Origin of the sequence: Halomonas rhizosphaerae, assembly GCF_030010555.1 — a bacterium.
In the GTDB taxonomy this organism is placed as follows: domain Bacteria; phylum Pseudomonadota; class Gammaproteobacteria; order Pseudomonadales; family Halomonadaceae; genus Halomonas; species Halomonas rhizosphaerae.
In genome coordinates this window covers 54140-74419 of sequence record NZ_JASCQP010000038.1, presented here as the reverse complement: position 1 = coordinate 74419, position 20280 = coordinate 54140, and the positions used below count along the sequence as shown (strand labels likewise).

Genomic DNA, 20280 nt, shown 5'->3' with positions numbered 1-20280 from the left:
GCCTCAAAAGATAGTAATCAGTTACTATCTAGCACGGGGTCGATGCCTCCGCCAGCGGAAAGCCGCCGCGGGATGACCTCGATCAAAGGGCAGTGGAAAGGCTCAGCCCCCCGGTTTCAGCCCCAGTCGCCTGGCCAGCTTGTGCAGGTTGGAGGGGTCCAGCGCCAGGCGCCGAGCCGCTGCCGCCCAGCGGCCGTCGCAGGCCTCCAGCGCCTCGCGGATCGCCCGGCGCTGGGCCCGTTCCACGCTCTCGCGCAGGCTCGATGCGGCGACCTCAGCGGCGTGCTCCGACGCTTCCGGTGCTCCGCCGCCTCCCCCCTCGGGGACGGGCAGGTCGAGCCAGGCCGGCGCCAGGGTGATGATCTCGTCGCGCCGCGCGCCGTGGCTCAGGGCCTTGATCGCCGCGCGGCTGATCACATGCTCCAGTTCGCGCACGTTGCCCGGCCAGGCATAGGCCAGCAGCATCTCCTCGGCGTCCGGCGAGAGGCGCAGGCTGCGCACCCCGAGCCGGGTGCGGTTGATCTCCAGGAAGTGGCCGGCCAGTACCAGCACGTCGCTGCCCCGCTCGCGCAGCGGCGGAATGGCCACCGGATAGACCGACAGGCGGTGATAGAGGTCGGCGCGGAAGCTGCCGTCGCGTACCGACTCGGCCAGTTGCCGGTTGGTGGCGGCGATGATGCGCACGTCGACACGCCGCGGGACATCCTCGCCCAGGCGCTGCACCTCGCCCTCCTGCAGGGCGCGCAGCAGCTTGGCCTGGACCGGCAGCGACAGCTCGCCCACCTCGTCGAGCAGCAGGGTGCCACCGTCGGCGGCCTCGAAGCGCCCGGCGCGCTCGGCGGTGGCGCCGGAGAAGGCCCCCTTCACATGGCCGAACAGCTCGCTCTCGGCCAGCGACTCGGGCAGGGCGGCGCAGTTGACCTGCACCAGCGGCGCGGCGTGTCGAGTGGAGCGACGGTGGAGACGGCGGGCAAAGAGTTCCTTGCCCACCCCGGTCTCGCCACTGAGCAGCACCGGCAGGTCCACTCCCGCCACCACATCGAGCTCGCGCAGCAGCCGCTGGAGTTCCGCGCTGTGGCCGAGGATATCGCGCGCCTCGGGGGCCGCCAGCGGCAGGCCGCTCTCCTGCTGGGCCATGCGCAGGGCGCGCAGGTCACGCTCCAGGCGGCTGACCCGCACCGCCGCCTCGACCAGCAGCGCATAGCGTTCCAGGGCCGCCCGGTCGGCGGCATCGAAGGTCCCCGCCTCCAGCGCATCCAGGGTCAGTGCCCCCCAGGGCTCGCCCTCCACGTGCAGGCTGATACCCATGCAGTCGTGGACATGCAGCGGCTGGCCGGGCTGCTGCTCCACCAGGCCATCGTAGGGGTCGGGCAGGCTGGCATCGGGCGGGAAGAGGGTGGTGCGCCGACTGGCGAGGATGGTGGCGAGGCGGGGATGCTGGGCCACCTCGAAGCGCCGTCCCAGCGCCTCGCGCACCAGGCCGTCCACGGCCAGCGGCACCAGGCTGCCCTCCTCCCGGCGCAGCAGGCAGACGGCGCCGCAGCGAAAGCCTTCGCGCAGGGTGCGTACCAGGCGCTGCAGGCGCACCGCGCTGGGCAGGTCGGCGACCAGGTCCGCCAGCAGGGTCTCGTCGAGCATGGTGACATTCACCTTCAAGGGTTCTATCTACCCTAATCGATTCGGGTATTTTTCACCATCATGGCCGCAAGGCCCCATAAAACAGGCCGCTGGAAACTGGCACGCCGCTTGCTCCATGTAGACCGTCACCTCTCTGACCAAGGAGCTCCTGCCATGAGCCTGATCGAACAGACCGTCGGCCGCACCGCCCTGACCCTGCCCGGCGCCACCCGGGTGTTTCGCGACCACAATATCGACTTCTGCTGCGGTGGTCGCATCAGCCTGCGCGAGGCCGCCGAGCGCATCGGCCTGGCCCCCGAGGCGCTGGTGGACGCGCTCGAGGCGTTGCCGTCCGGGGCCAGCGACGAGCGCGACTGGCAGTCGGCCAGCAACGACGAGCTGATCGACCATATCCTCACCCGCTACCACGACGTCCACCGCCAGCAGCTACCCGAACTGGTGCGCATGGCCCGTCGCGTCGAGCAGGTCCACGGCGAGCGTGACACCTGTCCCAACGGCCTGGCCGACCTGCTCACCACGATCTACCAGGAGATGGAGAGCCACATGCAGAAGGAGGAGCAGATCCTCTTCCCGATGCTGCGCCGGGGCATGGGCGCCCAGGCCCGGGGGCCCATCGCGGTGATGCGCCACGAGCACGATGACCACGGCGAACATCTCGAGCAGCTGGCGACGCTCACCGACGACATCACCCCGCCCAAGGGCGCCTGCACCACCTGGCGCGCCCTCTACACCGGGCTGCGTGAGTTCCGTGACGACCTGATGCAGCACATCCACCTGGAGAACAACCTGCTCTTCGAACGCGCCGGCTGAGCGCCAGGCGCACCCAACCGCGACGCGTCGCCATGCCGGTGGCGCGTCAGGGAGGCCACCATGAAAGCCATCGTTCTCGAACGCCTGCACGCCGACCACCATCGCTATGCGGCGCTGCTCTGCATCCTCGACCGCCAGCTGCATATCGCGGCCTGCGACGAGCTCCCCGACTACCGACTGCTGGCCAGGCTATGCCACTACCTGACCCACCAGCCCGAGGAGTGGCACCATCCGGTAGAGGATGTCCTCTTCGCCCGTCTGGCCGGCTGCCATGCGCAGAGCGGCGAGCTGCTCGCGGTGCTCAGCGAGGAGCACCGGCGGATCACCCGCGATGGAAACGAACTCGAGGCGAGCTTCCGCCGCCAGGCGGATGAGGTGCCGGAGGATGAGCTCGACCCCGGCCGACTCAACCTGGCTCGCGCCTTCAGCGAGCTCTATCACCATCACCTGCACAGCGAGAACCGCCACCTCTATCCGCTCATCGAGCGCTGTATCCCCGCCGCCGAGTTGGATGAGATGTCGCCCCGCATCCCGCTTGCGAGCCCCGCCGAGGGCAGCCACGGCTTCCAGAAGCTATACCGGCAGATCGCCGATCACCACACCGGGCTGCGTCTGGGCCACAGTGAGCAGGCCGACTTCTGCCCGCTCTGCGACGCCAGGCCGGCGACCGCTTCCTGATTCGGCAATCTGCTGATTCCACGGTATCGGCCCCCATGGACATCCGCCCATGGGGCTCGTTGCATCGGCCTAGTCGCAACGGGTGCCGCGGTCGTAATGGAAGGTCATGAAGACGATGCCCGGCGTCATCACCAGCCGCCAGGCCAGCTCTACCTCGTCATCGAACTGCTCGTCGAAGGTGCGAACCGTGTCGATCAGGGTCTCGAGCCAGAGGTCATAGAGCGCCGGGGCGATGTCCAGGTGGGCGCGATCGTGGCTGATCGCCACCTGCTGCAGGTAGTAGTCGGCATGGCTCGACGCGTAGAACGCCAGCAGGTGATAGAAGGCCTTCTTGAGCATGGCCCGCTGGCGCGCCATGTCGGTATGGCGAAACTTCACCGCCACCTCCGGGGAGGCCGCAAGAAAGCGCTCGTAGAAGGCCTCGAAGAACGCCTGTCCCTCGACCTCCCCGCTCAGCACCCGCACGTAACTGGCATCGAACAGGCGTTCAATGTCCATGACCACCCCGCCTGGTGAGCAGGCCTGATCCAAGACTAGGCCAGACGCACGCGCAAGGCCTCGCCGGATGTCATCTTCATGCCCCCGCCATGACCTGCATCACGGCCAACGCGAATGCCGCCTCGCCATGACACCAGTCAAGGGCCCGGCTGGGATGGTCGACTAGCATGGTCGGGTTTTCATCGAGAGGAGTCTCGCCATGGAGCTCGTCTGCCCCGCCGGCAACCTGCCCGCCCTGAAGCGTGCCGTGGACGAGGGCGCCGATGCCGTCTACTTCGGCTTTCAGAACACCACCAACGCCCGTCAGTTCGCCGGCCTCAACTTCACCGACAGGCGCGCCCGGGAGGGCATCGACTACGCCCACGCCCGCGGCAAGCGGGTGTTCTGCGCCATCAACACCTATCCCCAGCCGGACGGCTGGGCGATGTGGACCCGCGCCGTGGACCAGGCCGCCGAGCTGGGCGTCGACGCCCTGATCATGGCCGACATGGGGCTGCTCGACTACGCCGCCCGCCGCCATCCGGACCTCGCCCGCCACCTCTCTGTGCAGGGCTCGGCGACGAGCCACGAGGCGCTGCGCTTCTACCACGAGCAGTTCGGCATCAGGCGCGCCGTGCTGCCCCGCGTGCTCTCCATCACCCAGGTACGCGACCTGGCGAAGCAGAGCCCGGTGGAGCTCGAAGTGTTCGCCTTCGGCAGCCTCTGCATCATGGCCGAGGGGCGCTGCTACCTGTCGTCCTACCTCACCGGCGAGTCCCCCAACACTCGCGGCGTCTGCTCGCCGGCGGCCCATGTGCGCTGGGAGGAGACCCCACGGGGCCTGGAGTCACGCCTCAACGGCGTGCTGATCGACCGCTACGCCGAGGGCGAGCGCGCCGGCTACCCGACCCTGTGCAAGGGGCGCTTCGAGGTGGGGGGCGAGACCTACCACGCCATCGAGGAGCCCACCAGCCTCAACACCCTGGAGCTGCTCCCGGAGCTTCGCGAGCTGGGCATCAGCGCGGTGAAGATCGAGGGCCGCCAGCGCAGCCCCGCCTACGTGTCGAAGGTCGCCGGCATCTGGCGCCAGGCGCTGGATCGTGTCGATCGGGCACCCGGGCACTTCCACCCCGACCCCACCTGGATGGCCGGTCTCGGCGAGCTCTCCGAGGGCGCCACCACCACCCTGGGTGCCTACGAGCGCCGCTGGAAATAGCGTCACCTCACAGGAGCCACCATGCCGACTTCCTCCTCTCCTTCGTCTTCCCTGCAGCTCGCCCTGGGCCCGGTGCTCTTCTACTGGACCCGCGAGCACTATGCTGACTTCTACCGCGAGGCCGCCGACTGGCCCGTCGAGTTCGTCACCCTGGGCGAGACGGTCTGCTCCCGGCGTCGCGACATGAAGCTCGACGACTGGCTGGGGCTGGGCCGCGAACTGGCCCAGAGCGGCAAGCGGGTCGTGCTGGCCAGCCAGACCCTGATCGAGTCCGAGGCGGACCTGCGCGACCTGCGCAAGCTGTGCGACAACGGCGAGTTCACCGTCGAGGCCAACGACCAGAGTGCGGTGCAGCGCCTCTCGGCGGCCGGAATGCCCTTCGTCGCCGGCGCGGCGCTGAACCTCTACAACCCCGCCACCCTGGCGGTGCTGGCCCGCGCGGGCATGCAAGGGTGGCAGGCCCCCGTGGAGATGTCGCGGAGTGACCTCGCCCGGCTGCTGGCCGACTGCCGCGAGCAGGGGATTGAGGCCCCCTGCGAGGTGTTCGCCTACGGCCACCTGCCGCTGGCCTGGTCGTCGCGCTGCTTCACCGCGCGGCGCCACCAGAAGCCCAAGGACCGCTGCCGGTTCGTCTGCCAGAAGTACCCCCAGGGCCTGGCGCTTCGCTCCCAGGAGTCGAGGGAGGTATTCACCCTCAACGGCATCCAGACCCTCTCCGGCGCCTGCCAGGACCTGCGCCACGAGGTGGGTGACATGGCCGGGATGGGCGTCGGGATCGCCCGGCTGAGCCCGCGGCCCGAGGGCATGGCCGAGGTGGTCAGCGCCTTCGATGCGGCCCGGCGCGGCGCGCTGCCCGCCCCCGACCCGCTGGCCCTGGTGGACGCCGAGGTCTGCGACGGCTACTGGCACGGGCGGCCCGGCATGGACAACACCCGCGGGGGGGCCGCGCCATGATCGGGCCGCTCCTGCGCCTGGAGCCGGCCGAGGCAACCGACATCCGCCTGCCGGTGGCGAGCCTGACCGCGTCGAGCATGGCGGACTTCCCGGGCCGGCGCGCCGCCGTGATCCATCTCCAGGGCTGTCCCCTGCAGTGCGGCTACTGCGAGGTCAGCGAGATGGCCAGTCCCCGCCGCGGCGAGCCCGGCGAGTGGGAGGCGATGCGCGCCTTCCTGGAGGCCCGGCCCGACGGGCTGGATGCGGTGGTGTTCAGCGGCGGCGAGCCCAGCCTGCATGCCGACCTCCCCCGCGCCCTCGGACAGGCGCGCGAGATGGGACTGGCCGTGGGCCTGCATACTGCTGGCCCCTACCCGGAGCGCCTGGCCGCCCTGCTGCCGCAATTGGACTGGGTGGCCCTGGACGTCAAGGGCCGCGGGCGGGACTTCGACCGGGTCTGCGGTCGCCGCGGCATCTGGCAGCAGCATGCCCGCAGCCTCTCGCTGCTGCTGGAGGGCGACACTCCCTTCGAGTGCCGCACCACGGTGCACTGGCGGGACTTCGCCCTGGAGGACCTGGAGCGTCTGGCCATGACGCTGGCCGACTGCGGCGTGCATCGCTATGCCCTGCAGGTGGCCCGCGTGGAGCGCTGCCGCGACCCCGACTACTGCCTGCCGGTGGCCGGCGCCCCGTCCCGTGAGGCCCTGGAGGCGCTGGTGCGACGGCTAGACTGCCATTTCGATCACTTCGAATTGCGTGGGTAAGTACTGGATAACGTTCAACATCACCAAAGGCCACACACATTTATTAGCCTTAACGGTAATGGAAATTGTGATGGTGATAGCACGCTTCAACTTACTCATTGGCAAACCTCCAGAACGAGCTTCTGCCGTTGACGAGCTAGACCACCACCACCTACAATACATTCGACCAAGAAAGTCTTGAGAGTGATGGAGGGCTAGACCAAGGACACCCTTGGATTTGCTCTTACAATACTATCAAGCACGGGGCGCTCTTCATGAGCGCCCTTTTTTGTGTCTTCCCTTTAGCTTCTTACCCGCACTTGGACCAGCCGCACCCGGAGTAGCAGGTGGGGCAGCCGTCCATCATGATCAGCTCGCCGTTGCACTCGGGGCAGTGGCCCACCACGGTGGGGCCATCACCCTTGGCACGGGAGGCCTCCTGGGCCTTGCGCTCGGCCTGCTCGATCTCCTCCGCAGTGGGCGGCTGCCAGGGATGGCCGCTGGCCAGGCGCTGGGCATAGCGGCTGACCAGTTCCTCCACCGGCACCTGGTTGCCGTCCTGGTCGAGGAAGCCTCGGCGAAAGAGGATCTGCTGGATCGACCAGGCGATGGCCGCGACCTCGGAGTCATGGAACATCGGCTTGCCCCAGCGATTCATGCCGCAGCGCACCAGCCCCTTGTCCCAGGCCACCTTGCGCAGGTCGGCCACCGCCTGGGTGACGTAGCCGCCGCGGGCGGCCAGCGACAGGCTGCGCATGGTGGCGGTGATCCACTGGTGTTCGCTGGAGAGCTGGCCGGAGGGAAAGAAGAACTCCACCGGGCGCTCGATCACCACCCGCTTGCCGTTGAGCACGCCCTCCACCGGCATGAACGAGACCAGCAGGTAGACCTTCTTGCGCCCCTCGGCGCCGACGTAGGAGATCTTCTCCGACACGGCCTCCAGGGTGCCCTCGGGGCGCGAGGGGATGCGCACCGTGAGCGGGTTCTCCTCGGCCAAGGGCGGTTCTTCCACCGCCTTCTTGACGCTGTAGGACACGATCTTGGAATTGATCTCGACGGCCATCAGGGGGCTCCTCCGGAAAGTTGGTGGTTGACGCTGGGCATCAGGCAGATCGGCTTACCACTTGCCATAGGTGCCTTCCTTCAGCGCGTCGTAGAGGTTCGCCGCGTTGTGCTCCTCGCCGTCGTAGATGACCTTCTCGTCGCCGGCCAGCTCCACGGTCTCGCCGTTCTCCAGCTCAAAGACGTAGGTGGTGTTCTTGAGGTCGTCCTCGCGCACCAGCACGCCCTGGAAGGCCTCCGGGTTGAAGCGGAAGGTGGTGCAGCCCTTGAGCTTGCTGGCATAGGCGTCCAGGTAGAGGTCCTTGAACGCCTCGAAGGGGAACTCGGTGGGCACGTTGACCGTCTTGGAGATGGCCGAGTCGACCCACACCTGGGCCGCCGCCTGCACCGCCACGTGCTGCTTGGGGCTCACCGCGTCGGCGGTGATGAAGTAGTCGGGCAGGTCGCTCTCCACGGCGTCGGCGGCGATGAAGTGGCGATAGGCGGCCAGCTCGAAGGAGACCACCTCGACCTGCTCCTTGGTCTTCTTGCCCGACTGGATGACATTGCGGAAGTAGCGGTGCGAGAAGGAGGGTTCGATGCCGTTGGAGGCGTTGTTGCCCAGCGACAGCGAGATGGTGCCGGTGGGCGCGATGGAGCTGTGGTGGGTGAAGCGCGCGCCGTGCTCGGCGAGTTGCGCGACCAGTTCCGGCTCCACCTCGGCGACCTTCTGCATGTAGCGGCTGTAGCGGGCGTGCAGGATGCGGCCGGGGACCTTGTCGCCCACCTCGTAGCCGTCCTGCTTGAGCTCGGGACGCTCGCGCATCATCCGCGGGGTGATCTCGTAGTCCTCGGCCAGGGCCGGCGCCACGCCCTTCTCGCGGGAGAGTTCGAGCGCCTGCTTCCAGCCCTCCAGGGCCAGGTTGCGGCTTACCTCCTCGGTGAAGGCCAGCGACTCGGGGGAGCCGTAGGGGATCTTGAGCATGGTCAGGGTGGAGCCCAGGCCCAGGAAGCCCATGCCGTGGCGGCGCTTGGCCTCGATCTCCTTGCGCTGCCCTTCCAGGGGCAGGCCGCTGATCTCCACCACGTTGTCGAGCATGCGGGTGAAGATCGCCACCACCTGGCGGTAGCGCTCCCAGTCGAAGCGGGGCTTCCTGCCGAAGGGGTCGATGACGAAGCGGGTCAGGTTCACCGAGCCGAGCAGGCAGGCGCCCTCCGGCGGCAGCGGCTGCTCGCCGCAGGGGTTGGTGGCGCGGATCTCCTCGCAGAACCAGTTGTTGTTCATGCGGTTGACCTGGTCGATCAGGATGAAGCCCGGCTCGGCGAAGTCGTAGGTCGAGGCCATGATGGTGTCCCACAGCTCGCGGGCCTTGATCACCTCGACGATGCGGCAGGCCACGCGCCCCTCGGCGTCGACGGTATAGCCCTCCTCGATCACCGGCCAGTCGCGGTAGATCAGCTCGCCCTCCTCGACATCGTCCTTCTCGCCCTCGTGGAGCGGGAAGGCCAGCGGCCAGTCGGCGTCCTGTTTCACCGCTTCCATGAACTCGTCGGTGATCAGCAGGCTGAGGTTGAACTGGCGCAGGCGGCCCGCCTCGCGCTTGGCCTCGATGAACTGACGGACGTCGGGATGGCCGACGTCGAAGGTGCCCATCTGGGCGCCGCGGCGCCCGCCCGCCGAGGCCACCGTGAAACACATCTTGTCGTAGATATCCATGAACGCCAGCGGGCCGTTGGTGCCGGCGCCGGCGCCGAACACGAAGGCCCCCTTGTGGCGCAGGGTGGAGAACTCGTAGCCGATGCCGCAGCCCGCCTTGAGGGTCATGCCGGCATCCACCACCGAGTCGAGGATGTCGTGCATGGAGTCGCGGATGGTGCGCGAGACGGTGCAGTTGATCAGGCTCACCGCCGGCTTATAGGCCTCGGCGCCGGCATTGGACATGATCCGCCCCGCCGGGATGGCCCCGTTCTCCAGCGCCCAGCGGAATCGGGGCAGCCACTCCTCCGCCTTGTCGCCCTCCACGGCCGCCAGGGCCCGTGCCACGCGATCCCAGGTGGCGGTGACGTCCTTGTCCACGGGGTGGCCGTGACGGTCCTTGAGGCGGTACTTGGCATCCCAGATGTCGCGGGAGGGCAACTGCAGGGGCACCTCATTGGAGGTCTTGACGGCCTTGGCGGATGTGCTCATGCGGGGGTCTCCAGAGCGGTGTCTCGTTGTCGGTGTAACGCTTTCGGTCTTCGGATGCCGCGGGCGGCGGGTCAGTGATCGCGGGCCGCGAGGCGCTCCAGGCGGTGGAGCCAGTCGCCGAGGCGGCCCTGGGCCAGGCCCTCCTCGCGTCCGTCGAGGAGGTTCTTGACCATCAGGCCCAGCTCGGTGTCGCCCTCGATCAGCAGGCGACGCTGGAAGAACAGGCTGTCGGGATCCTCGCGCCGGGTGGCCAGGCAGAGGAACTCGCGCCAGCCGCCACGGATGGTGGCCTCGCCTGGCGCGTGGCAAAGCACCAGGCGCTGCGCCTCGAGACTCAGTGTCAGCGTCACGCCGAGATCGTCGATGGCCAGGCTGATCCGGCGCCCCTCCAGGGCATCGAACTCGCCCTCCGCCAGCGGCTCGGCGAAGGTGCGGTTGAGCACCGGCTCCACCAGTCGGCGCTTGGCGGCCAGGGGCACACAGGGGTCCAGGGTGCGGATCAGACGGCTCGGGACGGGCGGGCGCGGAAGCGACAGGGACGGTAGGGGCAGGGACATGGGAGTTCTCCTGATGACGTCGACGCGGCTGGGCCGCCGAACCGCTCATCCTAGGGGCCATCTAAACCGCCTGCACTGACATGCGTCAAGCCGTCGCCAGCACCGTGGATCCCGATGGCTCAGTACCATATATAGACCACTGGCCGGACTCAAGCACAAGATGTGCAAGAACTGTCACCACCGCTCCAAGGCCGGCGCCGGACCCATGACGCCCCGCACCTTCCCCTTGCAGAACGCCGGCATGGCGGGCCGCCTCCAGGGGGCGCGCCCCCGTTCGCCCCATCGGCAGAGACAGCTTCGTTGAAACACCATCTATGAAGTTATTTTAATGCATTAATCTGGTGCATAGATTTCCGCGCTTTTGAAGGTATTTCGACTCAATAACCTACCTAATCGCCGCATAGCCCATGCATTTGCTGCATAATGGTGCATTGCCTTATAGTGCTGCCGACCCGTTTCGACCGCACAGGAATCTTCCCATGCCCTACGTCCACGACACCCTCGAGGCCCTGCGCAGGAGCAGCCCGGCCCAGACCGAGTTCTACCAGGCCGCAGAAGAAGTACTGGAATGCCTGCGCCCGCTCTTCGAGCGCAGCCCCCACTACCTCGACCACAGCATCATCGAGCGCATCGTCGAGCCGGAGCGCCAGATCATGTTCCGCGTCTGCTGGACCGACGACGCCGGCAAGGTGCAGGTCAACAAGGGCTACCGCGTCCAGTTCAACTCCGCCCTCGGCCCTTACAAGGGCGGGCTGCGTTTCCACCCCAGCGTCACCTCGGGCACCATCAAGTTCCTGGGCTTCGAACAGATCTTCAAGAACGCCCTGACCGGACTGCCCATCGGCGGCGGCAAGGGCGGCTCGGACTTCGAGCCCAAGGGCCGGTCGGACGGCGAGATCATGCGCTTCTGCCAGGCCTTCATGAGCGAGCTCTATCGCCACATCGGCCCGAACAGCGACGTGCCGGCCGGCGACATCGGCGTGGGGGCCCGCGAGATCGGCTTCCTCTACGGCCAGTACAAGCGCCTGACCGGCCGCTACGAGGGCGTGCTGACGGGCAAGAGCCTCAACTGGGGCGGCTCCATCGGGCGCAAGGAGGCCACCGGCTACGGCGCCGTCTACTTCGCCGAGAACATGCTCGAGGCACGCGGCGAGACCCTGGAAGGCAAGACCTGCCTGGTCTCCGGCGCGGGCAACGTGGCCATCTACACCATCGAGAAGCTCCATGAGCTCGGCGCGATCCCCGTCACCTGCTCCGATTCCCGGGGCACTATCCATCACGCCGGCGGCATCGACCTGGACCTGCTCAAGGAGCTCAAGGAGGTCAAGCGCGCCTCGCTGGAGGCCTACCTGGAGACGCACCCCGAGGCCCGCTACCTTCCGGCCGGCGACTACCCGGCCGACGGTCATGCGGTGTGGCGCCTCGAGGGCGACGTGGCCTTCCCTTGCGCGACGCAGAACGAGCTGACCGAGGCCGATGCCGAAGCCCTGCTGGGCAACGGCGTGACCTGCATCAGTGAGGGAGCCAACATGCCTTCCACCGCCGCGGCCGTGGATCGCTTCCTGGCCGCGAAGGTCGCCTACGGGCCCGGCAAGGCGGCCAATGCCGGCGGCGTGGCCACCAGCCAGCTGGAGATGGCCCAGAACAGCAGCATGGAGCAGTGGCCGCTGGAGAAGGTCGACGCCAGGCTCAAGGAGATCATGGCCAACATCCACCGCCAGTGCGCCGAGACCGCCGCCGAGTTCGACGAGCCCACCAACCTGGTACTGGGCGCCAACATCGCCGGCTTCCGCAGGGTGGCCGATGCCATGATCGAGCAGGGCGTCGTCTGAGCCCAGCCCGTTCGGTTTCCATCGAATGCATCACGGCGCCCCACGGGGCGCCGTGTCGTGTCGGCAAGTAATCGAGGATCAGACGGTGCGCGAGTAGCGCCCCGGGCCGTGACTCAGGTAGGCATCGAAGGCCATGGCGGCGTTGCGCATCATCAGCCGCCCGGCCGGCAGCACCTCGATGCTCCCCTCATCGATCGCCAGCAGGCCGTCGTCCGCCATCTCCTCCAGCTCGGCGAGCGCGTCGGCGAAATGGTCGCGAAAGTCGATGTCGTGGTCCGCCTCGATCGCGGCGAAGTCGATGCGGCCATGGCACATCAGGGCGTTGATCACATCACGTCGCAGCAGATCATCGGCGTTCAGGCGGTAACCGCGCATCACCGGCAGCCGTCCCGCCTCGAGGCGCGCCTGGTACTGGGCGGTCTCCTTGACGTTCTGGCTGTAGCTGTCGCCCACCTTGCCGATGGCGGTATTCCCCAGGCCGATCAGGTCGCAGTCGGCATGGGTCGAGTAGCCCTGGAAGTTGCGCTGCAGGGTGCCGTTCTCCTTCGCCAGCGAGAGCTCGTCCTCGGGCAGGGCGAAATGGTCCATGCCGATATAGACATAGCCGGCCTCGGTGAGCCGACGGATGGTCAGCTCCAGCAGCTCGATCTTGCGCTCCGGCGGCGGCATGTCCTCGGGGCGGATCAGGCGCTGGGCCTTGAACAGCTCCGGCAGATGGGCGTAGCTGTAGGCGGCGATGCGGTCGGGACGCAGGGCGATGATCTTGTCCAGGGTGGCATCGAAGCTCGCCACGGTCTGCAGCGGCAGGCCGTAGATCAGGTCGACGCTCACCGACTGGAAGCCGGCCTCGCGGGCCGCGGCCACCAGCTCCACCACCTGGGCCTCGCTCTGGATGCGGTTGACCGCCTCCTGGACCCTGGCATCGAAGTCCTGTACGCCGAAGCTCAGGCGGTTGAACCCCAGGGCATGGAGCTCGTGGATCTGCTCGGGGGTGACGGTGCGGGGATCCACCTCCAGGGAAAACTCCCGCGCCTCGGGCTCGGCGAAGTGGAAGGCATCATCCAGCGCCGCCATCAGCTCGCCGAGCTGGTCGTTGCTCAGGTAGGTAGGGGTGCCACCCCCCAGGTGCAGCTGGGTCATGCGCCGCGAATCGTCGAACAGCGCCCCCTGGAGTTCGACCTCGCGCTTGAGCCAGGCGAGGTACTCCGCGGCGCGCTCGCGGTTGTGGGTGATGATCTTGTTGCAGGCGCAGTAGTAGCAGAGGCTCTCGCAGAACGGGATGTGCACGTAGGCCGACAGCGGCTTGGGCGTCGCAGCCCGGTTGCTGCGCTCGGCGGCGGCACGATAGTCGTCCTCGGCGAAGGCCGCCTGGAACTGCGGCGCCGTGGGATAGGAGGTGTAGCGCGGCCCCGGGCGGTCGTACTTCTCGACCAGGGGGCGGATGAACGGCAGCGTGTCTTGCATGATCGAATCGAGCCTCTGGAACCGTAAGGCGGCGGCCGGGGCCGCCACCGCATGGGCGAAGTATGCCAGCCAAGACCGGGCGCGTCGGTACCCTTCAAGGGGTAGCTGACCCAGATCAAGCAGAGGTAGACGGCACCGTGGCGACGGCCGTCCCCCGGCGGCGCCAGTGCACCAGGCGCCACGCCACCAGCAGCCAGGCCAGGCTCCAGGCACCGGCGGCGCCCCAAAGTGCCGTGAGGCCGGCCAGGGGCAGCGCGAGTCGCAGCCCCGCCGCCAGGGTGAAGAGCAGGGCCAGGGGCGTCAGCCACCGCTCCTCCCCGGGGCGACCCCTGGCCCTCAGGATCGCCTGGCGCAGCATGATGCCGCTGGCCAGGGTGCCGAGCGCCCCCACGGTCATCGCGTGGAGCCGGCCCGCCGGCGAGCCCCCCGCCAGGAGATCGCCCGCCACCAGCAGGGCCCCCACGCCCAGCCAGGCATAGCCGAGCAGCAGGCCGAGCAGGTCCGGTCGATCCCGGAGCCTCCAGGGCGACCAGCGCCAGAGTCGCACCAGGATCACCATCCCGGCCAGCGCCAGCAACACGCCGGCCAGCGGCCAAAGCGGCGGCCAGATCGCCAGCAGCCCGGCAGCGCCCAGCAGGCCAATCAGGGTCGCCTCGATCCGCGGCTGGACACCGGCCCCTGCCACCCGGTCGCGCGCCATCAGGTGCCCGTTCACCGCCGGGGCGATCACCCGTCCGCCCATGAAGGCCATCAGCAGCAGCAGCCAGAGCACCCCCTGGTGGAGAAGGGGCGAGAGCAGACCCGGGAAGGCCGGACGCGCCGCCAGGCTGGCCACCGCCAGCAGGCAGAGCAGCCCGAGCAGCGGCGAGAGCAGGCGATTGCGCCACTTCTTGGCCGCCAGGAAGCGCGACACCAGCCGGGCGGCGAGCAGCAGGGCGAAGGCGGCATCGGCCAGCAGCAGGGGCCAGGCCGGGTAGCCCGCCAGACCACCGAGCCGCCCGACCAGCCACAACCCCGCCAGGAGCGACAACCGGCGGGGCGGCAGCGGCCCCAGCAGGTAACCCGCAATCACCGCCAGGGCGAAGCCGAACAGCAGTTCGCGACCATGGGCTGCCGGCGTCGCCAGCGCCGGCAGTCCACCGAACATCGCCGCCAGCGACAGCGGCACCGCCAGGGCCGCATAAAGGGCGGCGAGCGGAAAGAACAGCGACCAGGCGGGACGCCGGTCGGCGCGGCGGGTGTGGTCGGTTTGACCTGTGTCATTGGCAACGAACCATAACATGCATATAAATTACATCTTAGGGGTAACCATGCCAATCGTGCGCCAACGGTCACCACGCGACCGAATGCCACAGTCGCGAATCAAACCTAACAGGCATGATGTTAGAATCGCCCGTTTTCTCACCACGCCTTGCGAGGCGTTCGACGCGCCGGGACACCCATGCATCTGACCCGATTCACCGACTATTCACTGCGCGTGCTGATCTACCTGGCCGTAAAGGGCGAGCAGCGCTCGACCATCACCGAGATCGCCGAGCGCTTCGACATCTCCCGCAACCACCTTATGAAGGTGGTGCAGGACCTCAACCACCGCGGCTACATCACCTCCATCCGTGGCAAGAACGGCGGCCTGCTGCTCAAGCGCGCCCCGGAGACGATCCCGTTGGGCGAGCTGGTCCGCGACACCGAGCGTGACCTGCACCTGGTGGAGTGCTTCGGCGACGACAACGAGTGCGTGATCACCCCCGCCTGCCGGCTAAAGCCGATCCTGGCCGAGGCACTCGCCGCCTTTCTTGCCGTGCTCGACCATTACACCCTGGCCGACCTGCTCGGCCCACAGCGTCCCAGGCTGGTGCGGTTGCTGCAGCTCGACGACGCCCCGCCCGACGCCTGAGCCGCCCTGGCACCTCTGCATTAGCACCCTCTTTTACCTTTTGGGCCTCCGGGTCTAGGCTGAACATGACGCACGTCAAGCCTCGCCCGGGCGACGGCTGGCATCATGACCTCGATCGCCCGGTGCGGCCGTTGCCCGATCCGGGCTTTTTCAAGAACTTAAAGATGCATTTCGGAGGTATGTTATGAAGTCACTGCTCGTTGCCGCCCTGCTGGGCGGGGCCTTCCTGGCCATGGACGCCCAGGCTGCCGGTGACCCGGAGGCCGGTGAAGGCAAGATCGGCACCTGTGTGGCCTGCCACGGCAAAGACGGCATGGGCACCGCGCCGATCTATCCCAACCTGGCCGGCCAGTCCGCCGAATACCTGGTGAGCGCCATGAAGGCGTACCGCGACGGCCAGCGCGGCGGTGGCATGTCCGCGATCATGGCGCCCCAGGCCCAGGGCCTCTCCGATGAGGACATCGCCGACATGTCCGCCTACTACGCCAACCTCGAGCCCTGATCCCCTGGCCGGCCCGAGGGCCGGCCCCCTGAAGGCTGGCGGCCGGGGTGACGACCGCGCCGCCAGGATTGATGCCCCGCAAGGACTCCGCCATGCCCGCACGACACCCTCGGCCAGTCGGCATTGCCGGACTGCTGTTTGGCCTGTTCCTGCTGCTGATCGCCCCGGCGCTCCACGCCCTGGAGCTGGAACAGGTCCGCGAGGGCTTCCCCACCGCCGATCGCATCGAAACGGCCGAGTCCCAGTGGCCGGTGAGCGAGGTGCGCGGCGGTGACGAGCTGCTGGGCTATGCCTTCGAGAGCGTCGACATTGCACCGATCCCGGCCTACTCGGGCAAGCCGGTCAACCTCCTGGTGGGCATCGACCTGGAAGGCAAGATCGTCCAGGCCGACATCCTCGGCCACGAGGAGCCCATCATGCTGGTGGGCATCCCCGAGTCGAAGCTCGAGGAGTTCGCCGACGACCACGTCCCCGCCCACGTCAACGACCGCATGAAGGTCGGCGATAACCTGGATGCCATCTCGGGTGCCACCGTCACGGTCATCGTGGTCAGCGACACCATCATGCGCGCCGCCCGCCAGGTGGCCGCCGAGCAGGGCCTGATCGCCGACCCCTCCATCGCCCCGCCGGCCCGAGTCCGGGAGGACGTCTTCGCGCCCGGCGACTGGGAGACGCTCACCGGCGACGGCACCATCCGTCGCCTGCACCTGACCCACGGCGAGGTGGATGAGGCCTTCGCCGGCACCCCCGCCGAGGACTACCTGCACACCCCGCAGCCGGCCGACCGGACCTTCATCGAGCTCTTCTACACCTACCTGAACCCGCCCTCCGCCGGCCGCAACCTGCTGGGCGACACCGGTTACGACCAGCTGATGGCCGAGCTCGACGAAGGCGAGCACGCCATCGCCGTGATGGGCCGCGGCGACTACTCCTTCAAGGGCTCGGGCTACGTGCGCGGCGGCATCTTCGACCGCATCGAGCTCTCCCAGGGCAACGCCACCGTCAGCTTCCACGACCGCGACCATATCCGCCTGGGCGGCCTGGGCATCGAGGGGGCGCCGCCGTTCGACGAGCGAGACATCTTCATCGTTCGCGAAGACGCCGCCTTCGATCCCGGCCAGCCATGGCAACTGGAACTGCTGGTACGCCGTGCCTCGGGCCCACTGGACACCGAGTTCAGCCGCTTCAGCGCCGACTATAGCGTCCCCGAGGCCTATATCGAGCGTCCCGAGCCGCCGGTGGAAGAGCCGATCTGGGTACAGGTATGGCGCGACAAGGCCTTCCAGATCGGCGTGCTGGTGGCCGGCCTGCTGGTGCTGACCGGGATCATGCTGTTCCAGGACGTGCTGGCGCGTCACCCGAGGATCCTGCGTCCCCTGCGCCTGGGCTTTCTGGTCTACACCCTGGTGTTCATTGGCTGGTACTCCCTGGCCCAGCTCTCGGTGGTCAATATCCTGACCTTCACCAATTCGCTGATCAGCGGCTTCAGCTGGAGCTCCTTCCTGATCGACCCGATGATGTTCATCCTCTGGTCCTTCGTGGCGGTGACCCTGCTGCTTTGGGGCCGCGGCGTCTTCTGCGGCTGGCTGTGCCCCTTCGGCGCCCTGCAGGACCTGGTCAACAAGGCCGCCCGCAGGCTCGGGGTGAAGCAGATCGAGGTGCCCTTCGGCCTCCACGAGCGGCTCTGGGCCATCAAGTACATCATCCTGCTGGGGCTGTTCGCCGTCTCCCTGCACTCGCTGGGCACCGCCGAGCGCTACGCCGAGGTGGAGCCCTTCAAGACCGCCATCACCCTGCGCTTCCAGCGTGAATGGGCCTTCCTGCTCTATGCCCTGGGCCTGGTGGCGATCTCGGCCTTCAACCACAAGTTCTACTGCCGCTACGTCTGCCCGCTGGGCGCCGGCCTGGCGATTCCCGCCCGCCTGCGCCTGTTCGACTGGCTGAAGCGGCACCGCGGCGACTGTGGCACCCCGTGCCAGATCTGCGCCAACGAATGCGAAGTGGCCGCCATTCACCCCGATGGCCGCATCAATGCCAACGAGTGCCACTACTGTCTCGATTGCCAGATCACCTACCACGATGACCAGCGCTGTCCGCCGGTGATCAAGCGTCGCAAGCGCTACGAGAAGGCGGCCCGCCTGGCTGCGGGACAGGAAGGCGTCGAGACCCATGACCCCGGCAGCGCCGGACAACACAAGCTGCAGCGAATTCCGACCCATCAGGAGGAGTGAATCCATGAGTGACAAGAAGAAAGCGATCGAGAACCTCGGCCGCCGCCACTTCCTGCGCAACAGCGCGGTGACCGGTGTCGCCGGTGCCGGCCTGGCCGGCGGCTTCGGTGCCGGGGCGCTGATGAGCAGCCACGACGCCCGGGCCGCCGAGAACGGCATCGAGGTCTCGCCCGGCGAGCTCGACGAGTACTACGGCTTCTGGAGTGGCGGCCACCAGGGGGAGGTGCGGGTGCTGGGCATTCCCTCGATGCGCGAGCTGATGCGCATCCCGGTGTTCAACATCGACAGCGCCACCGGCTGGGGCATCACCAACGAGTCGAAGCGCATCATGGGCGACTCGGCGCGCTTCCTCAATGGCGACTGCCACCACCCGCACGTCTCCATGACCGACGGCCACTACGACGGCAAGTACCTGTTCATCAACGACAAAGCCAACACCCGGGTGGCGCGCATCCGTCTCGACATCATGAAGACGGACAAGATCACCACCATCCCCAACGTCCAGGCGATCCATGGCCTGCGCCTGCAGAAGGTGCCGCACACCAAGTATGTGTTCGCCAACGCCGAGCTGCCGATTCCCCAGATCAACGACGGCCGCGACCTGGAGACCCCGGACAACTACTTCACCATGTTCAACGCCATCGACGCCGAGAGCATGGACGTGGCCTGGCAGGTGATCGTCGACGGCAACCTCGACAACACCGATGCCGACTATACGGGGCGCTTCGTGGCCTCGACCTGCTACAACTCCGAGAAGGGCATGACCCTCGCCGACACCATGCGCGCCGAGCGCGACTGGGTGGTGGTATTCGACGTCGAGGCCATCGAGGCCGCCGTGGAAGCCGGCGACTTCGAGACCCTGGGAGACAGTGAGGTGCCGGTGCTCGACGGCCGCAAGGGCTCGAAGCTGACCCGCTACATCCCGGTGCCCAAGAACCCCCACGGCCTCAACACCTCGCCGGACGGCCAGTACTTCATCGCCAACGGCAAGCTCTCTCCGACCTGCACCATCCTCGCCATCGACAAGCTGCCGGAGCTGTTCGATGACGCCATCGAACCCCGCGACACCGTGGTCGGCGAACCGGAACTGGGCCTGGGGCCGCTGCACACCACCTTCGACGGCCGCGGCAACGCCTATACCACCCTGTTCATCGACAGCCAGGTGGCCAAGTGGAACATCGAGGACGCCATCCGCGCCTACAACGGCGAGGAAGTGAACTACCTGCGCCAGAAGCTCGACGTCCACTACCAGCCGGGGCACAACCATGCCAGCCTGACCGAGTCACGGGATGCCGACGGCAAGTGGCTGGTGGTGCTCTCCAAGTTCTCCAAGGACCGCTTCCTGCCGGTGGGTCCGCTGCACCCGGAGAACGACCAGCTGATCGACATCTCCGGCGAGGAGATGAAGCTGGTCCACGACGGCCCCACCTTCGCCGAACCCCACGACTGCATCCTGCTGCGCGCCGACCAGCTCAACCCCTCGCGGACCTGGACGCGTGACGACCCCTTCTTCGCCGAGACGCGTGACATGGCAGAAGCGGACGGTGTCACCCTGGAAAGCGACAACACGGTGATCCGCGACGGCAACAAGGTGCGGGTCTACATGACCTCCATCGCCCCGCAGTTCGGCCTCACCGAGTTCAAGGTCAAGCAGGGCGACGAGGTGACCGTGGTGGTGACCAACCTCGACCAGGTGGAGGACCTGACCCACGGCTTCGTCATGGTCAATCACGGCGCCTCCATGGAGATCGGCCCGCAGCAGACCGCCAGCGTCACCTTCACCGCCGACAGGCCCGGGGTGTACTGGTACTACTGCTCCTGGTTCTGCCATGCCATGCACATGGAGATGACCGGTCGCATGCTGGTCGAGAAGGCCTGATAGCGTTCGAATCAAGACAACAGGCCAAGGGAGGGTCACCGTTAGCCTCATGAAGCGAGAGGCGCCGGGGACAAGCCGAAGAGGAGGTCCTACGCCAGGGATGGCGTCGGTAGCGTACAGGGATGTATTCACAGCGCCTCCTCGCAGGCTTGTCGCCGGGTCAGCCTCGAACGATGAAAGCCAACCCTACTGCCCCT

17 protein-coding genes are annotated in these 20280 nt (G+C 67.6%); 10 read left to right on the top strand and 7 right to left on the bottom strand.

The genetic code is table 11. From position 1 onward, the window contains the following. Positions 1 to 102 precede the first annotated feature (102 nt). A complete protein-coding gene (gene norR, locus QLQ83_RS16990) occupies positions 103 to 1638 on the bottom strand; it encodes a nitric oxide reductase transcriptional regulator NorR (RefSeq protein WP_282736702.1) in 1536 nt (511 codons plus the stop codon). A 153-nt stretch (positions 1639 to 1791) separates the two neighbouring features. Here norR and ytfE point away from each other — a divergent pair, with 153 nt between their 5' ends. Together ytfE and QLQ83_RS16980 are read left to right on the top strand one after the other, a co-directional pair. Further along, positions 1792 to 2448, top strand: a complete 657-nt coding sequence (gene ytfE / locus QLQ83_RS16985; protein WP_282736701.1) for an iron-sulfur cluster repair protein YtfE — start codon at positions 1792 to 1794, stop codon at positions 2446 to 2448. A gap of 60 nt (positions 2449 to 2508) precedes the next feature. Beyond that, positions 2509 to 3126, top strand: a complete 618-nt coding sequence (locus QLQ83_RS16980; protein ID WP_282736700.1) for a hemerythrin domain-containing protein — start codon at positions 2509 to 2511, stop codon at positions 3124 to 3126. Between the two features lie 69 nt (positions 3127 to 3195). Here the strand turns inward: QLQ83_RS16980 and QLQ83_RS16975 are convergent, their stop codons facing one another. Beyond that, entirely contained in the window at positions 3196 to 3624 is a 429-nt protein-coding gene (locus tag QLQ83_RS16975) for a globin (RefSeq protein WP_282736699.1), read from the bottom strand. Between the two features lie 199 nt (positions 3625 to 3823). Here QLQ83_RS16975 and ubiU point away from each other — a divergent pair, with 199 nt between their 5' ends. The 3 genes from ubiU to QLQ83_RS16960 are packed head-to-tail and all read left to right on the top strand — an operon-like array spanning position 3824 to position 6516. Beyond that, positions 3824 to 4819, top strand: a complete 996-nt coding sequence (ubiU, locus tag QLQ83_RS16970; protein ID WP_282736698.1) for a ubiquinone anaerobic biosynthesis protein UbiU — start codon at positions 3824 to 3826, stop codon at positions 4817 to 4819. Positions 4820 to 4840: 21 nt separating this feature from the next. Continuing rightward, on the top strand, positions 4841 to 5773 hold the full coding sequence (locus QLQ83_RS16965; RefSeq protein ID WP_282736697.1) for a U32 family peptidase: 933 nt from the start codon (positions 4841 to 4843) through the stop codon (positions 5771 to 5773). Next, entirely contained in the window at positions 5770 to 6516 is a 747-nt protein-coding gene (locus QLQ83_RS16960) for an anaerobic ribonucleoside-triphosphate reductase activating protein (RefSeq protein WP_282736696.1), read from the top strand. The genes QLQ83_RS16965 and QLQ83_RS16960 overlap by 4 nt, the downstream gene beginning before the upstream one ends. A gap of 289 nt (positions 6517 to 6805) precedes the next feature. Here the strand turns inward: QLQ83_RS16960 and QLQ83_RS16955 are convergent, their stop codons facing one another. The 3 genes from QLQ83_RS16955 to ubiT all read right to left on the bottom strand — a co-directional run bounded on the left by QLQ83_RS16955 (position 6806) and on the right by ubiT (position 10281). Beyond that, positions 6806 to 7558 (bottom strand): ribonucleoside-diphosphate reductase, encoded by a 753-nt coding sequence (locus tag QLQ83_RS16955; protein WP_282736695.1) that lies wholly within the window; start codon positions 7556 to 7558, stop codon positions 6806 to 6808. 54 nt (positions 7559 to 7612) lie between these two features. Further along, positions 7613 to 9724 (bottom strand): adenosylcobalamin-dependent ribonucleoside-diphosphate reductase, encoded by a 2112-nt coding sequence (locus QLQ83_RS16950; protein WP_282736694.1) that lies wholly within the window; start codon positions 9722 to 9724, stop codon positions 7613 to 7615. A gap of 71 nt (positions 9725 to 9795) precedes the next feature. Then, positions 9796 to 10281, bottom strand: a complete 486-nt coding sequence (gene ubiT, locus QLQ83_RS16945; protein ID WP_282736693.1) for a ubiquinone anaerobic biosynthesis accessory factor UbiT — start codon at positions 10279 to 10281, stop codon at positions 9796 to 9798. Positions 10282 to 10760: 479 nt separating this feature from the next. Here ubiT and gdhA point away from each other — a divergent pair, with 479 nt between their 5' ends. Next, the gene (gdhA, locus tag QLQ83_RS16940; RefSeq protein ID WP_282736692.1) at positions 10761 to 12113 is read left to right on the top strand and encodes an NADP-specific glutamate dehydrogenase; all 1353 of its coding nucleotides are present in this window, start codon (positions 10761 to 10763) and stop codon (positions 12111 to 12113) included. Positions 12114 to 12191: 78 nt separating this feature from the next. Here the strand turns inward: gdhA and hemN are convergent, their stop codons facing one another. Beyond that, on the bottom strand, positions 12192 to 13577 hold the full coding sequence (hemN, locus tag QLQ83_RS16935; RefSeq protein WP_282736691.1) for an oxygen-independent coproporphyrinogen III oxidase: 1386 nt from the start codon (positions 13575 to 13577) through the stop codon (positions 12192 to 12194). A 115-nt stretch (positions 13578 to 13692) separates the two neighbouring features. Beyond that, positions 13693 to 14859, bottom strand: a complete 1167-nt coding sequence (locus QLQ83_RS16930; RefSeq protein WP_282736690.1) for an NnrS family protein — start codon at positions 14857 to 14859, stop codon at positions 13693 to 13695. 159 nt (positions 14860 to 15018) lie between these two features. Here QLQ83_RS16930 and QLQ83_RS16925 point away from each other — a divergent pair, with 159 nt between their 5' ends. From QLQ83_RS16925 to nosZ, 4 genes are all read left to right on the top strand, one after another. Next, on the top strand, positions 15019 to 15471 hold the full coding sequence (locus QLQ83_RS16925) for an Rrf2 family transcriptional regulator (protein ID WP_282736689.1): 453 nt from the start codon (positions 15019 to 15021) through the stop codon (positions 15469 to 15471). Between the two features lie 184 nt (positions 15472 to 15655). Then, entirely contained in the window at positions 15656 to 15973 is a 318-nt protein-coding gene (locus tag QLQ83_RS16920; RefSeq protein WP_282736688.1) for a c-type cytochrome, read from the top strand. Between the two features lie 92 nt (positions 15974 to 16065). After that, the gene (nosR, locus tag QLQ83_RS16915; protein WP_282736687.1) at positions 16066 to 18204 is read left to right on the top strand and encodes a transcriptional regulator NosR; all 2139 of its coding nucleotides are present in this window, start codon (positions 16066 to 16068) and stop codon (positions 18202 to 18204) included. Positions 18205 to 18208: 4 nt separating this feature from the next. Beyond that, positions 18209 to 20083, top strand: a complete 1875-nt coding sequence (gene nosZ, locus QLQ83_RS16910) for a TAT-dependent nitrous-oxide reductase (RefSeq protein WP_282736686.1) — start codon at positions 18209 to 18211, stop codon at positions 20081 to 20083. Positions 20084 to 20280: the final 197 nt, after the last annotated feature.

What these genes read in the sequence shown, in the direction of transcription:
- norR (WP_282736702.1), bottom strand. Translation starts at nt 1,638, where the DNA reads ATGCTCGACGAGACCCTGCTGGCGGACCTGGTCGCCGACCTGCCCAGC.
- ytfE (WP_282736701.1), top strand. Translation starts at nt 1,792, where the DNA reads ATGAGCCTGATCGAACAGACCGTCGGCCGCACCGCCCTGACCCTGCCC.
- QLQ83_RS16980 (WP_282736700.1), top strand. Translation starts at nt 2,509, where the DNA reads ATGAAAGCCATCGTTCTCGAACGCCTGCACGCCGACCACCATCGCTAT.
- QLQ83_RS16975 (WP_282736699.1), bottom strand. Translation starts at nt 3,624, where the DNA reads ATGGACATTGAACGCCTGTTCGATGCCAGTTACGTGCGGGTGCTGAGC.
- ubiU (WP_282736698.1), top strand. Translation starts at nt 3,824, where the DNA reads ATGGAGCTCGTCTGCCCCGCCGGCAACCTGCCCGCCCTGAAGCGTGCC.
- QLQ83_RS16965 (WP_282736697.1), top strand. Translation starts at nt 4,841, where the DNA reads ATGCCGACTTCCTCCTCTCCTTCGTCTTCCCTGCAGCTCGCCCTGGGC.
- QLQ83_RS16960 (WP_282736696.1), top strand. Translation starts at nt 5,770, where the DNA reads ATGATCGGGCCGCTCCTGCGCCTGGAGCCGGCCGAGGCAACCGACATC.
- QLQ83_RS16955 (WP_282736695.1), bottom strand. Translation starts at nt 7,558, where the DNA reads ATGGCCGTCGAGATCAATTCCAAGATCGTGTCCTACAGCGTCAAGAAG.
- QLQ83_RS16950 (WP_282736694.1), bottom strand. Translation starts at nt 9,724, where the DNA reads ATGAGCACATCCGCCAAGGCCGTCAAGACCTCCAATGAGGTGCCCCTG.
- ubiT (WP_282736693.1), bottom strand. Translation starts at nt 10,281, where the DNA reads ATGTCCCTGCCCCTACCGTCCCTGTCGCTTCCGCGCCCGCCCGTCCCG.
- gdhA (WP_282736692.1), top strand. Translation starts at nt 10,761, where the DNA reads ATGCCCTACGTCCACGACACCCTCGAGGCCCTGCGCAGGAGCAGCCCG.
- hemN (WP_282736691.1), bottom strand. Translation starts at nt 13,577, where the DNA reads ATGCAAGACACGCTGCCGTTCATCCGCCCCCTGGTCGAGAAGTACGAC.
- QLQ83_RS16930 (WP_282736690.1), bottom strand. Translation starts at nt 14,859, where the DNA reads ATGTTATGGTTCGTTGCCAATGACACAGGTCAAACCGACCACACCCGC.
- QLQ83_RS16925 (WP_282736689.1), top strand. Translation starts at nt 15,019, where the DNA reads ATGCATCTGACCCGATTCACCGACTATTCACTGCGCGTGCTGATCTAC.
- QLQ83_RS16920 (WP_282736688.1), top strand. Translation starts at nt 15,656, where the DNA reads ATGAAGTCACTGCTCGTTGCCGCCCTGCTGGGCGGGGCCTTCCTGGCC.
- nosR (WP_282736687.1), top strand. Translation starts at nt 16,066, where the DNA reads ATGCCCGCACGACACCCTCGGCCAGTCGGCATTGCCGGACTGCTGTTT.
- nosZ (WP_282736686.1), top strand. Translation starts at nt 18,209, where the DNA reads ATGAGTGACAAGAAGAAAGCGATCGAGAACCTCGGCCGCCGCCACTTC.